Consider the following 13,012-nt stretch of genomic DNA (forward strand, 5'->3'; position numbering starts at 1 on the left):
TCTTGTCCAGTGTTAGCCATGTCAAACCGGCGCGGCGTCCGCTCGCTCGGCCGTGGCCCGCGCCTCGTCCGGGCTGAAGCTGGCGCGCTCGGGCGCGATCAGCCATACCAACCCTCCAAACAGTCCGACGATCACGCCGCCAAGGCCGAGCAAAACTGATATGGCAAGCGCCTTGTCGGATGCGATCCCGGCGAGGCCAAGCGCGGCGACCATTGCGCCTTCTCGCACACCCCATCCTCCGATCGAGATGGGAACCGCGGACGACAGAATGACGAGTGGAACAAGAACGAAGGCATCACGCGCGGCGAGAGGTGCATCGAGCCCGATCGCAATGAAATAACAGGCCGCGACCGTGATCAGATGGATCATAATGGCGGCGGTCATTAGTGTTCCGCGCCCTTTGGCCGCCAACGGGGCCCTGACCAGCATCGCGAATTGCACGATGCGAGCCGGCAGAGCGGCGATGATGCGAGCGGGCCAGCGATCCAGCATGAGTAGGGCGATCAGGCCGAAACTCGCAATGACGAGAACGACGACGATCGCGTACAGGAGTGATTTGTCGCTGATCCTTTGCAGCAGGAACGGCATTCCAGCCAATATGACCGCACCGAGCGCGAGCAGCGCAAGAAAGCGATCGGCCACGATGCTGCTGATGGTTGGGGACCATTGCACGCCGTGCCGTCGCAGCATCCAAATCCGGACTGCGTCGCCGCCTGCGGGCAGCACCTGGTTGAAAAAGGTGCTGACCATGAGAATACGCCAGCCGTGCAGCCAATCCAGGGGTACATTCATGGCGCGGAGGATCAAAATCCAGCGGTGGCAAAGCACGAAGGTCTGGACAAACAGCAGCAGCACCGCGAGTGCCAGCAGGTGCAGTTTGACTGCAAGCAGATCGGCTTGCAGGGACGACAAATCTTGTGTCCGAAACAACAATACGAGGATGCCGATCGAGACGGCGAACTTGGCCAGAGTAACCAGGGCTTTTGCAGGCTGCTTCATCGGCTGGTGTCGTCCTCGATCATTCGCGGCGGGATCCTTAGGCACCGATAGGGGAGGAGTCTATTTTCGCGCCAGACTCTCCGCGGCGAGCGCGCCGGTCCTCGTGACGTAGTCCTCGACCTCGGCGGCATCGTTGCCATCGGGGGCCCAGTCCGGAAAAGCCGTGCGCGAGGGATCGAACGGCCCGGCGGTGGTTTCGTGGAACACCAGCCACTCCGAGGTGATCAGGATCGAGTGGAAGACCTTCTCCGGCATGCGGTAGTAGCAGCGCTTGCCCTGGCCGTAGGGCGCCATCTCGAGCACCTCGCGAATGCGGCCGTCGTCCTCGAAGATGATGACCTGCGCGGTGCCCTCGATCACGTGAAACGATTCAGGCTTGCCGAGATGCTTGTGGGGCCGGACATAGGCCTCGCGGTGATGCACGATCAGCATCTCGTGCAGGCCGGATGCGGGATCGGGGTGCGTGCACAGCCGGCTACGCAGGCGCGGATTGCCGGCGGCGATGTGCTTCAGCTCCGCGATCGTGGCGTCATCGGCGGTGACGATGGCGTCGTCGGAATAATAGACCTCGGGATTCTGCGCGCGCAGCGAGGTCGGCCGGTGCAGGCCCGTTGCCTCATTCGAAGAAGATGAACCCATGATCGCCCCGATAGCCGCATTGGTCGTAGATCCACGCCCAGGTTTCCGGGCCGTGGAAGCTCAGGCAGGTCAGCTGCCAATAGAGGAGGTTCGCCTTCTCGCGCTCGTTGCGGAACGATTCCACCATCAGATATTTCGAGGTGCCGCGTCCGACGCGTTCGATCTCACGCACCGCGCGGAAGACGTCTTCGAGCGGCAGATTGTGCAGCACGCCGAGCGACACCACGAGGTCGAAGCTGTGGTCGGGGTAGGGCAGCGCGACGGCGCTGCCGACCTTTAGCTGCGGCCGCACCTCCTCCTTGGCGTTGGCGATGCCGTAGTCGGAGATGTCGATGCCGGCGATCGTCAGGTCAGGGACGAGCTGGCTGAATTCGTAGAGCAGATAGCCCTTGCCGCAGCCGACGTCGAGCACGCTCATGCCCGGCTTGATGCCGTAGCGATCGATCAGGGTCTGTGCGAGGGGGCGCCAGCGTCCGTCATAGCGATAGCCGCCATAGCCGTAGCGCCGGTCGCCGTCCCAATAGTCGCGTCCCCATTGCCGCGCGACGGTCGCCGATTCCGCCTTGTCGTGCTCGACCACGCGCTGAACGTAGTTGCGCCTGGTCGAGGCGTGCATCGGTTGGAGCAGGTTGATCTCGCTCATGGGGCCCAACCGGTCCGCGACGTCGTCACAGGATGGTGGCGTATTGATTGACCAGCAGGATGTCCTCGACGGCCTGGATGTCCTTCTGCGAGGACAGCGTGATGTCCTCGACGGCCGCGTGCATGTCGCAGCCCTCGCGCAGGACGCGGTCGTAGATCTCCCGTCGCCGTGCCTCGTCGGGCGGCAGCATGAAGATGCTGTAGAGGATCAGGCCATTCAGGCGCGGCAGCTCGTCCATGATGTCCTCGAGCACCATGTAGCTGCCGGGCATGATGTGCTCGACGGCGCTGAGCAGGAATTGCAGGTTCTTGCGCCGTGCGTAGTCGCGGATCACGATGTTCTGGACGTGCTGCGGGGTGCGGCTGCCGTTCAGGGGGCGGGCGCCGATATAGCCGCGATGGCCGGCTCGCTCAGCCATGGAAGCCTCCCGGCAGCTTGTATTGCATGCCGACGCGCGTTGCCGGGCGCAGCAGGATCGGCTCGAAGAACTCGCCGAAGCGCTTGTCCGCGTAGGGTGACATGATGCTCTTGAACCGGCAGTTCATGCTCCAGCGCGTGCCGGGCTCCTCGTTGACGCGATTGCCGTGCATCAAGGTCTGGTTGAACAGCATCACGTGACCGTAGGGGATCTCGATGAAGGTCGCGTGCGGCTTGATGGTCTTGTACAGCTCCTCGGCGCTGCGCAAGTCGGCCATCTTGTCCTGCATGTCGCCGTTCAGCGACGGCGGCAGCAGATACATCGCCTTGGTGTGATGGACATCCACCAGCGGCACCCACACCACGACCTCGAACGGCGAGTCGCCCGACCAGACGTCGGAATGGGTGGCGAGCAGCGAGGAATCGTCGCCGGGCATCTGGATGCTGAGATTGACGCGGCGCTGCATGCAAAGCTCGTTGCCGACGATGATCTCGATCGTCGAGCGCGCCAGGCGGAAATAGGTTGGCCGGAACCAGGGCTCGGCGTTGAGGCCGTTGAAGACGTGCAGACGAAGACCGTTGAGATCGTCCACGCTCACCCGCGTATGGATGCTGTCGAGCATCGCATAGGGATCGTTGCTGTGCGGAAGCTTCAGATAGTCCGCCGCAAGCTCGGCGGCGCGCCGCTGGATGCGGTCGAGGCCCGCGCGGTCGTCGGCCGGCGTGGTGACGAAGCCGTTGTCGATGAAGCGCTGCGCCAGCGCCTGCTCATCGGCCTGAAGGAAGTCGGTATCCGTCATGCAAAATACTCCCGGGCGGTCGCGCAGATATAGCTGATATCGGCGGCCGACAGGAACTGGTTGATGGGGAGCGTGAGGATCTGGTCCGCTTGCCGTTCCGTCACCGGGAACGCGCCGCGGCCCTGTCCGAGATGCGCCGCCGCCGGCTGCAGGTGGATCGGCACCGGATAGTGGATGGCGGTCTCGATGCCCTTGTCGGCCAGATATTTCTGGAAGTCGTTGCGGCGGTCAGTCTGCACCACGAAGGTGTGGAAGGTGTTGAACTCGATGTTGCGGCAGGGCGGAATGAACAGCGGCAGCCCTTCGAGCTCGGCGCGGTATTGCGCGGCGTTGCGGCGCCGGCGCTCGATCACCGAGGGCAGGTGGCGCAGGCGAATGCGAAGCACCTCGGCCTGCAGCGTGTCGAGCCGCGACACGATGCCCCATTCCTGGACGTCGCTGCGATTGATCAGGCCGTGATTACGCAGCCGGCGAATGCGCGCGGCCATCCCGGCGTCGCCGGTGACGAGGAAGCCGGCATCGCCGGCGGCATTGAGATTCTTCAAGGGGTGGGCGGAGAAGCAGCCGAACGTGCCGATGGTGCCGCTCATGCGGCCGTCATAGGTCGAGCCGATGGCCTGAGCGCTGTCCTCGATCACCGCGAGCGCGTGCTTTTCGGCGATCGCCATCAGCGGGCCCATGTCGGCCATGCGGCCAGTCAGGTGCACCGGCATGATCGCCTTGGTGCGCGGCGTGACCGCGGCTTCGACCGCGGCGGGATCGATGTTCTGGTCCGGCAGCACGTCGGCAAAGACCGGCGTGGCGCCAACCGCGACGACCGCGGCGGTGGATGCCACGAACGAGTTCGGCGGGGTGATGACCTCGTCGCCGGGACCGATGTCGAGCGCCCGCAGGGCGAGGATCAGCGCGTCGGTGCCGGAATTCAGCGTCACCACATGGGGTGAGCCGAGATAGGCGGACAGCTCTTCCTCGAGCTTTCCGACCGCCGCGCCGCCGATGAAGTCGGCGCGCTGGAACACGCCCTCGACCGCCTGCATGATCTCGGCGCGCTCTTCCTCGAACTGCGCGGGAAGATTGACGTAACCGATGCGCCGGCGGCCGGTGTCAGCGTCCATGGCAGAACTTCCCGACGGTCTCGATGACGCGATCCTGCTGCGCGCGCGTCAGATGCTGGTCGACGGGGAAGCTGATGACTTCCTTGGCGTGGCGATCGGTGACCGGGAAGGTGCCGGGCGCGTAGCCGAGATGCCTGAGGCCTTCCTGCTGATACAGCGGGATCGGATAGTGGATCTTGGCCTCGATGCCGTTGTCCAGGCAGTACTGGTAGAGCTCGTCGCGGCGCTCGGCGAACACCATGTAGAGATGGTAGACGTGCTTCACGTTGGGACGGCGCGTCGGAACGCGCAGGCCGGGCAGGCCGGCCAGGCCCTTGTCGTAATAGGCCGCGTTCTCGATCCGGCGACGCGTGATCTCGCCGGTCTGGCCGATCAGCCAATTGCCGACGACGGCCTGCAAGGAATCGAGTCGCGAATTGCAGCCGAGGATCGAGATCTCGTCGCGGTTCTTCATGCCGTGATTGCGGATGAGGCGAAGCTTCTCGTTCATGCCGTCGTCGTTGGTGACAACGACGCCGGCATCGCCCCAGACGTTGAGGTTCTTGAGCGGATGCAGCGAGAAGCCGGCGGCGATGCCGTGGGTGCCGGAGCGCTTGCCGGCAAACTCCGACAGGATGCCCTGGCAGGAATCCTCGACGACGGGCAAATTGTGGCGCTTTGCGATCGGCATCAGCTTGCCCATGTCGGTGACCTCGCCGGTCAACTGGACCGGCATGATGGCCTTGGTCTTTTTCGTGATCGCGGCCTCGACCTGGTCGACGTTCATGCAGAAGGAATCGTCGCAGTCGACCAGCACGGGCGTTGCGCCGGTCTCGGCGATCGCGCCGACGGTGGCGATGAAGGTGTTGGCGGCGGTGATGACCTCGTCGCCATGGCCGATGCCGAGCGCCTTGAGCGGCAGCTTGAGCGCATCGGTGCCTGATCCGACGCCGATGGCGTGACGCACGCCGATCAGTTCGGCGAAGCGCTTCTCGAATTCGGCGACGGGCTTGCCAAGGGTGAAGTCACCGGTCGCAACCAGCCGGCCGATCTCGGCCAGGATCGGCGCGGGGTCGGAGAATTGCTCGAGCAGGTAGGAATATCGAACGTCGTACATGTGAACCGTCAGGTGGAATGGAGTTGAGGAGCGGATGAGCGCGACGCCGCGAGCGCATGCTCGATCGAGGTCGCAATGGCGTTGGCGGAGAGACCGTGCTTCTTCAGCAGCGAGTCCTGCGAGCCGTAATTGTGCATGAAGCGGTCGGGCAGCGACAGCCGCAGCATCGCGGGCAGGCCGGAGCCGAGCTTGTCGATCAGCGTCTCGGCGACGGCGCTGCCGAGGCCGCCGGAGGGCACGTGCTCCTCCAGCGTCGCCAGCAGCTTGACGCCGCGGATCGCCTGCAGCAGCGCCGCGGTGTCGAGCGGCTTCACCGTGTGCATGTGCAGGATGCCGGCGCGAACGCCTTGGGCGGCGAGCAGGTCGGCCGCGGCCAGCGCGCGCTGGAGCATGATGCCGGTGGTGACCATGAGGACGTCGCCCGGCGGGCGCATCAGGATGGCCTTGCCGATCTCGAAGCCGTGCTCGGCCTTGGAGACGATCGCATCGCCGCCCTTGCCGAGCCGGATGTAGATCGGGCCCTTCCAGTCCAGCGTGTGCTCCATCATGCGCGCCGCTTCGTCGGCGTCGCACGGGCAGATCACCGTCATGTTCGGCAGCGCCCGCATGATGGCGATGTCCTCGATCGCCTGGTGGGTGGGACCGAGCGGGGCGTAGACGAGCCCGCCGCCATTGGCGATCAGCCGCACCGGCAGATTGTGCAGGCAGAGATCGACGGCGACCTGCTCGTAGCAACGGCGGGTGAGGAAGGTCGCGATGGTGTTCACGTAGGGGACGAAGCCCTCCATCGCGAGGCCGGCCGACATGCCGATGATGTGCGCTTCCGAAATGCCCTCGATCAGATGGCGCTTGGGAAACTCCTTGCTCATCGCACGCAGGGTGCCGGCGCCGGGATCGGAGCCGATGTAAAGCACACGCTCGTCGCGCGCGGCGAGCTTGTGGACCATGTTCATCGCTGTGTTGCGCATGGGATGCCGATCAAAAATCGCCGACGGCGACGCGAATGGCGTCGAGCTCGCTGTCGGTCAGCTTGTTCTTGTGATGCCAATCCGCGTTGGATTCCGCGGCCGGCAGACCCTTGCCCTTGACGGTATGGCAGATCACCGCTGTGGGCTTGCCCGAGACGGCCGGAATCTGCTTCAGGACGGTGCGCAGCGCGCCGACGTCGTGGCCGTTGACCTCCTGCACGGCGAAACCGAAGCTGCGCCACTTGTCCGCGAGCGGCTCCAGCGGCAGCACGTAGTCGGTGGGGCCGTAGCTCTGCAGCTTGTTGTAGTCGATCATCGCGACGAGGTTGTCGAGCCCGTGCTTGGCCGCGCCCATCGCGGCTTCCCACACCGATCCCTCGTTGATCTCGCCGTCGCCGAGCAGCACGAAGGTCCGGTAGCTGCGCTCGCGCATGCGGGCGGCGAGCGCAAGGCCGACGCCGATCGACAGGCCGTGTCCGAGCGCGCCGGTCGAGGCCTCGACACCCGGCACCATGCCGTATTCGGGATGTCCGCCCAGGATGCTGTCGGGGCCGCAGAAGCCGTCGAGCTCCGACAGCGGGAAGAAGCCGCGATCGGCGAGCAGCGCGTACAGCGCAAGACAACCGTGTCCCTTGCTGAGGATGGCGCGGTCGCGCTCGGGATCGAGCGGGTTCTTCGGGTCGATCCGCAGTACGTCGTCGTAGAGAACGCGGACCATCTCGATCAGCGACAGGGCAGGACCGACATGGCCGCGTCCGGCCGAACGGACAGAACCGAGGACCAGGCGGCGCAAATAGAGACTGCGCTCGTCCAGCGTGCAGGTGAGGGCGGCTTCAGCGTGGGGTGAGATCTGGATCACGTTGGCAAATCGTTTGATGAAGCCGGCGGGCTTTGTCGAGCTGGCCGGCAAGGCGAACCGTCAGATCGCCACCTTGCGCAACCAAGGCGCGCCGGGAGCGGCTTTCGGGCAAATAAGCATTCAGGACAATCAGGCACCAGATCGCCCCGAACACAGGATACAGTACGTCACGGCGGATCGCAAACGCGTCATCCCCAGCCTCGAACGCGCGCGAGAGCCGTTCGATCAAGCGATTCGCGCTGGTTTCGGGCAGATCGCTGCCGGGGTGAATCGCGGTGTCCGACACGAGCTTGACCGGATCGTCCCAGCCGAAATATTCGAAGTCGATGAAGCGCAGCCGGCCGTCGTCGGCGCGCAGCGCGTTGTGCAGTCCGAAATCCGACGGGCTCAGTGCACGGTGCGCGGGCAACAGGTCCGCCGCGGGATCCCGCCCCAGTTCCGCATAGCGCTGGCGGAGCCGCCGGATGGCGATGGCCGTGCTGGGAACCAGGCTACCGTCGATGAACGCGCACAGCTCGGGGTGATCCTGCTGCTCGCGCCTCAAGCCCTCCAGGCGCTGCTCGTATTGGGCGATGGCCTCCTCGGGCGAAAAGATGGCGGCCGATGCGTTCCGCAACGTCTGCGCACCCTCGGCGTTGCGCAGCTTCTGCAGCGCGATCAGGAAATCGGCCAGTTGATCGGCATCGTCCGCGTGGGGATGCAGGACCGCCGCGTCGCCGTCGAACCATTGATAGACCGCGCAGAACGCCCCGGTGTCCCTGGCGATCGGCCTCGGCGTCGACGTGATGCCGTGGCGCGACAGAAATGCGAGCGCGTCGTATTCTTGTCCCAGGCGATCGCGCCCGTCGGACGGATAATGCTTGAGGGCGAGGGCGGGGCCTTCCGCCATCTCCAGCCGAAACACCCTGTTGTTGCCGCCGGACCGCGCCGGATGCGCGGCCGTGACCGGTGCGCCAGCGAGGCGGCTGCCGATCGCGATCGCGTCCTGCGCGCTGAGGTCCGGCTCGCTCATTGCGCGAACACTCCGCGGCTGATCTCCGCCCAGGTCGCAAGCGGCTCGCAATGACCGGGGTGAGGGGGGCGCGCCTGCGTGAACAGGATCGATCGCGTCGTCTTCGGAAAGTGCGGCTGCTCGAACACGTCGACGAGATCGTCGATGAAGATATCGAGCTTCAGGCTCGCGAGCCGCTCGACCTTGGCCGGCAGTGTATCCTCGAAATAGATGTTGCCCGCCGCCAGCGCCGCATCCTCCGTGCCGACCAGGCCGGCGCCCTTCAACCAGCCGCGCGCCGCCTCGCGCAGATCGACGCGATCGGGGTCCTGATGGCCAAACTGGGTCTTGTGGCTGACGACGTAGACGCTCGCGCCGGCCTTGCGGCAGCTTGCGAGAAATTCGCGGACGCCGGGATAGATCTCGGCGCCGCCGATGCCCTTGCCGTAGACGTAGCCCTGCAGCCCTTGCCAGGCCAGCTCGCCGCCGGCGCGGGATCGCAGGAAATCCCGCAACTCGGTCTTCAGCCCCGCCCAGCCCTCGGGCACCAGCCCACGCTGGTGCGCGACGGCGGGAAAGACCTTGTCGTAGCAGATGATCGTGTTGTCGAAATCGATGCCGATCCGCACGCCGCTCACTTCAGGCTGATGTTCTGCATCATCTTGATGTTGAAGTACCGGGGATCGTTCAGCGAGTTCGGCAGGCGGCCGCCCTTGAAGGCGTCCACCAGACCGGACACGGCCTGCTCGATCGTGTGCGTCGGCGCAAATCCAAGCTCGCGGCGGATCTTGTCCGAGGAGACGTGGTAGGAGCGCAGATCGTCGGTCGGCTCGACGGCCACCTCGACCTTGTCGCCGACCACCGACTTGACGATGTCGGCGATCTTCATCAGCGAGTGGTTCTCGTAGCCGATGTTGTAGGTCTTGCCGTCGATCTTCGCATCGTCCTGCTGCAGCAGGAACAGATAGGCCGCCGACATGTCCTGGATGTGCAAATTGGGGCGCTTCTGCGTACCGCCGAACACGCGGATGCGGCCGGTGTTGACCGCGAGGTTGGTCAGGATGTTGACGACGACGTCGAGCCGCTGCCGCGGAGCGTAGCCGCAGACCGTGGCGGGACGAACCGTGCAGGTGACGAAGCCGGGCGCTGCCTCCTCGGCGAGATCGGTCTCGCACATCGCCTTGAACTTGGAGTAGTCCGTCAGCGGCTCGCAGGACAGCTCCTCGGTCACCTCGGCCTCGTCCTTGATGCCGTAGACGCTCGAGGAGGAGGCGTAGATGAAGCGCTTGACGCCGGCCTTCTTGGCGGCGCGCACCATCGGACGGAAGCAGTCGTAGTTGATGGACTTGCCGAGCCCCGGGTCCAGCTCGAACGAGGGGTCGTTGGAGATGCAGGCGAGGTGGATCACGGCGTTGTTGCCGCGCATGGCCTCGTTGATCGCGGCCTCGTCGCGGATGTCGCCCTTGATCAGGCGAAGGTTGGGATTGTCACGGGCGGCGCCGAAGACGTCGTCGCCGTACATGAAGAGGTCGAGCACGGTGACCTTGTGGCCGGCCGCCAGCAACTGGGGAACCAGCACGCTGCCGACATAGCCGGCGCCACCGGTGACCATCACGTTCCATTTCTGATCAATCACTGTCGTTCTCCAGATTTTTTTGATCGCGTTACTTCAACAACGCGGTGACGAACTTGACCAGCGGCGCCTTCTCGACCGAGCTGCGGTGGCCGACGATGCCGACCTTGATCGCGCCCGCCGCGTTGCCGATGAAGGCGACGTCCTCGATGTTGCCGCCGGCCGCCACCAGCGGTGCCGTAATCGTCAGGAAGGCGTCGCCGGCGCCGACCGTGTCGACGACGGTCTTGGTGAAAGCGGGCACGCGCGCGACGCCGGTCTTCGACGAGAAGGGGTAGCAGCCGAACGAGCCGTGCGTGATGATCATGTTGTCGCAATCGATCTTGCGATGCAGGCCGTCCTCGATCACCGATGCGATGTCGTTGAACTTGTCGGTGGCGGCGAGGCGCGCCTCCGGCGCGTCGATGCAGACGTAGTCGGCCTTCGGATACTTCGTGATCAGGTTGTAGCCGTGGTTCCCGCTGTTGCTCTGGGCGTTGACCGCCAGGAATTTGGAGTTCGCGATCAACGTGTCGATCGTGCTGGATGCGATCATGCCATGGCCGAAATCGGTGACGATGACGACGTCCGCGCCGCGCACGCGCTCGGCGGTGACCTTGTCGATCTCCTTGCGCGCCGCTTCGTCGAGCGGCGTGTCGTCCATGGTGTAGACTTCGAACAGCTTGTGCAGGTAGCCCATCTCGACGTAGCGCAATTTGCGCGTCGTCGGCCGGCCCTGGATGCGGATCGGCGTGAGCGTGACGTTCGGGCGGACATGCGCGCGAATGAACTCTTCTGGGTAGTCGTTGCCGCCGAGCGTGGTGACGATCTCGACCGACTTGCAGAAGCTCGCGACGTGGTTGGCGGCGGCGATGACGCCGCCGGCAAATTGCTCGCCGTTCTTGAGCAGCGTCGCGACGATGTTCTCTTTCGAGGCTTTTCCGAGCGCCGTGACGTACTGGTATTCGTCGATGATGGTGTCGCCGACCAGCACGACGTGCATGTCCTGGATCTTGTCGATCAGCTTCAGCAGCCGGTCGGCGCCGCCGCCTTCGCGCACCTTCTGGAGGTAGTCGCGCAGCGGGGGGTCGTAGATGTCGAAATAGCGGTTCAGCAAGGTCGATGAGCTGAACGTCACGTCGCGCGTGAACACGATGCGGCCGCCATGGCGCTCGACGGCCTCGCGCTCGGTCGCGATCTTGCCGGTGACGTCGTCCTCGGGATTCTCGTAGTCCGAGCCCTTCACATAGATGTCGGGGCGCACGGTATCGAGCACCGGCTCGGCGCTCGATGTCTGGTTGATCCCGACCCAGTCGACGGTCCCGAGCGCCGCCAGCATCTCGGCGCGCATGGTCTCCGGGAAGATCGGCCGTCCCGGGCCCTTGTTGACGAAACGGTCGGCGGTGATGGTCACGATGACCACGTCGGCCTCGTTGCGCGCCGCAAGGATGTGACGGACGTGGCCGAGATGGACCAGATCGAACACGCCATGACAGAGCGCGACGGTCAGGCCCTTTGCCTGGGCGGCGCGCGCCACCTCGCCGAGCTCTTCGACCGTCTTGATCTTGTCGTGCGGTGCCGGGTGCACGGCTGGTTTGTCGTTCGTATTACCCATGTGAATTATCCAAAGCGCCGGTAGGTCTCAGATGGCCGCCCGGAAATGATCGACTCGCAGCAACGATACCCGGCGAACCTGTTCAAGAGCTTGCCCCTGTTCAAGAGCTTGCTTTGGGCGAGCCGTTGTCCTCACCGAGATATTTGAACCAGTCCTTGGTGGCGTCGGCGATCTTGTCGACGGTCCACAAGGGCGCGTCCTTGTACTGATCCATCGATTTCAGCATCGTCGCGACGCCGTCCTCGAACTTGACCTTCGGCGCCCAGTTCAGAACGCGCTTGATCTTGTTGATGTCGGCGTAGGTGCAATCGGGCTCGCCGGGCCGTTTGGGAATGTGGACCTTCTCGCCGCCGAGAAGCTCGACGAGCCGGTTGACGCTGTAGGTGTTGTCCGAGCCGACGTTGAGTATTTCCTGCGAGACGTCGGAGCCCGCGGCGGTCACGAAGGCGTCGGCGACGTCGCTCACAAAGGTGAAGTCGCGCGTCTGCTCGCCGTCGCCGACCACCGTGAACGGCTTGCCGGCGAGCTTCTGCGCCATGAAGACGCCGAACACGGCACCGTAGGTGCCGGTGGTGCGATGGCGCGGCCCATACACGTTGAACAGGCGCAGCGCGACCGCGGGCAGCTTGTAGACCTGGCACCAGTGCATGACGCACTGCTCGCCGAGATTTTTGGTAAGCGCGTAAGGGTACATCGGCCGGATCTCGGCGGTCTCCGGCGTCGGATAGACGTCGGGGATGCCGTAGCAGGACGACGAGGCGGCGTAGACGAAGCGCTTGGCGCCGGCGTGCCGCGCTGCCTCGAGCACGTTGACCGTGCCGTCGACATTGGCGCGATGATACGGGATCGGGGACTCGATCGAGGGAACGATGTCGGCGAGTGCGGCGAGGTGGAAAACCCAGTCGATCCCGTGGAAATACGGCTTGATCGATTCGAGGTCGGTGACGTCGGCTCGCACGACCTTGAGCTGGCTCGAATTGGCGCGCGAGGCCAGATTCTCGGGGCGGCCGATCACGAAATTATCGAGCGCGATGACTTCGTGGCCATCGTCGAGGAGGCGATCGACGAGGTGGCTTCCGATGAATCCTGCGCCACCAGTAACAATGCATTTCATGGGGAACATCCGTGACGCGAATGCCCAGCGAAACAGGCCCGCCAATGTTAAGTGAAACCCGAAAGCCGACTATCAGCCGCTCGCCGACTTTGCAAGCATTATACCTTTGCAATCCCTAGTAATAGCCGGTATCAGGGCGTCATG

14 protein-coding genes are annotated in these 13,012 nt (G+C 64.6%); all 14 read right to left on the reverse strand.

All coding sequences use genetic code 11. The features are described 5' to 3' along the window. Nucleotides 1-21: 21 nt before the first annotated feature. Nucleotides 22-999, reverse strand: a complete 978-nt coding sequence (locus tag QRQ56_RS02770; protein WP_438737508.1) for a lysylphosphatidylglycerol synthase transmembrane domain-containing protein — start codon at nucleotides 997-999, stop codon at nucleotides 22-24. Between the two features lie 60 nt (nucleotides 1,000-1,059). Beyond that, complete coding sequence (locus QRQ56_RS02775) at nucleotides 1,060-1,638, reverse strand: WbuC family cupin fold metalloprotein (protein ID WP_438737510.1); 579 nt, start codon at nucleotides 1,636-1,638, stop codon at nucleotides 1,060-1,062. Further along, complete coding sequence (locus tag QRQ56_RS02780) at nucleotides 1,616-2,281, reverse strand: class I SAM-dependent methyltransferase (protein ID WP_438737511.1); 666 nt, start codon at nucleotides 2,279-2,281, stop codon at nucleotides 1,616-1,618. The genes QRQ56_RS02775 and QRQ56_RS02780 overlap by 23 nt, the downstream gene beginning before the upstream one ends. Nucleotides 2,282-2,306: 25 nt before the next feature. Further along, the gene (locus QRQ56_RS02785; protein ID WP_438737512.1) at nucleotides 2,307-2,699 is read right to left on the reverse strand and encodes an LIC12192 family sporadic carbohydrate cluster protein; all 393 of its coding nucleotides are present in this window, start codon (nucleotides 2,697-2,699) and stop codon (nucleotides 2,307-2,309) included. Beyond that, on the reverse strand, nucleotides 2,692-3,498 hold the full coding sequence (locus tag QRQ56_RS02790) for a sporadic carbohydrate cluster 2OG-Fe(II) oxygenase (RefSeq protein ID WP_438737514.1): 807 nt from the start codon (nucleotides 3,496-3,498) through the stop codon (nucleotides 2,692-2,694). The genes QRQ56_RS02785 and QRQ56_RS02790 overlap by 8 nt, the downstream gene beginning before the upstream one ends. Next, nucleotides 3,495-4,613 carry a DegT/DnrJ/EryC1/StrS family aminotransferase gene (locus tag QRQ56_RS02795; RefSeq protein WP_438737516.1) on the reverse strand — a complete coding sequence of 373 codons (1,119 nt, stop codon included), beginning with the start codon at nucleotides 4,611-4,613 and terminating at the stop codon, nucleotides 3,495-3,497. Before QRQ56_RS02795 ends, QRQ56_RS02790 begins: the two co-directional genes overlap by 4 nt. Next, nucleotides 4,603-5,709, reverse strand: a complete 1,107-nt coding sequence (locus tag QRQ56_RS02800; RefSeq protein WP_438737517.1) for a DegT/DnrJ/EryC1/StrS family aminotransferase — start codon at nucleotides 5,707-5,709, stop codon at nucleotides 4,603-4,605. The genes QRQ56_RS02795 and QRQ56_RS02800 overlap by 11 nt, the downstream gene beginning before the upstream one ends. 8 nt (nucleotides 5,710-5,717) lie before the next feature. Then, nucleotides 5,718-6,677 (reverse strand): transketolase family protein, encoded by a 960-nt coding sequence (locus tag QRQ56_RS02805; RefSeq protein WP_438737519.1) that lies wholly within the window; start codon nucleotides 6,675-6,677, stop codon nucleotides 5,718-5,720. A 10-nt stretch (nucleotides 6,678-6,687) separates the two neighbouring features. Then, the gene (locus QRQ56_RS02810; RefSeq protein ID WP_438737520.1) at nucleotides 6,688-7,536 is read right to left on the reverse strand and encodes a transketolase; all 849 of its coding nucleotides are present in this window, start codon (nucleotides 7,534-7,536) and stop codon (nucleotides 6,688-6,690) included. After that, nucleotides 7,511-8,548: an aminoglycoside phosphotransferase family protein gene (locus tag QRQ56_RS02815; protein ID WP_438737521.1), complete on the reverse strand. Its 1,038-nt coding sequence runs from the start codon at nucleotides 8,546-8,548 to the stop codon at nucleotides 7,511-7,513. Before QRQ56_RS02815 ends, QRQ56_RS02810 begins: the two co-directional genes overlap by 26 nt. After that, nucleotides 8,545-9,156 (reverse strand): hypothetical protein, encoded by a 612-nt coding sequence (locus QRQ56_RS02820; RefSeq protein WP_438737522.1) that lies wholly within the window; start codon nucleotides 9,154-9,156, stop codon nucleotides 8,545-8,547. Before QRQ56_RS02820 ends, QRQ56_RS02815 begins: the two co-directional genes overlap by 4 nt. A 5-nt stretch (nucleotides 9,157-9,161) precedes the next feature. Then, nucleotides 9,162-10,163, reverse strand: coding sequence for an NAD-dependent epimerase/dehydratase family protein (locus QRQ56_RS02825; RefSeq protein WP_438737524.1), 1,002 nt, complete (start codon nucleotides 10,161-10,163; stop codon nucleotides 9,162-9,164). A gap of 28 nt (nucleotides 10,164-10,191) precedes the next feature. Next, a complete protein-coding gene (locus tag QRQ56_RS02830) occupies nucleotides 10,192-11,754 on the reverse strand; it encodes a PfkB family carbohydrate kinase (RefSeq protein ID WP_438737525.1) in 1,563 nt (520 codons plus the stop codon). A 100-nt stretch (nucleotides 11,755-11,854) separates the two neighbouring features. After that, nucleotides 11,855-12,868, reverse strand: a complete 1,014-nt coding sequence (locus tag QRQ56_RS02835; RefSeq protein WP_438737526.1) for an SDR family oxidoreductase — start codon at nucleotides 12,866-12,868, stop codon at nucleotides 11,855-11,857. Nucleotides 12,869-13,012: the final 144 nt, after the last annotated feature.

The organism is Bradyrhizobium sp. U531 (assembly GCF_051710265.1).
In the GTDB taxonomy this organism is placed as follows: Bacteria; Pseudomonadota; Alphaproteobacteria; order Rhizobiales; family Xanthobacteraceae; genus Bradyrhizobium.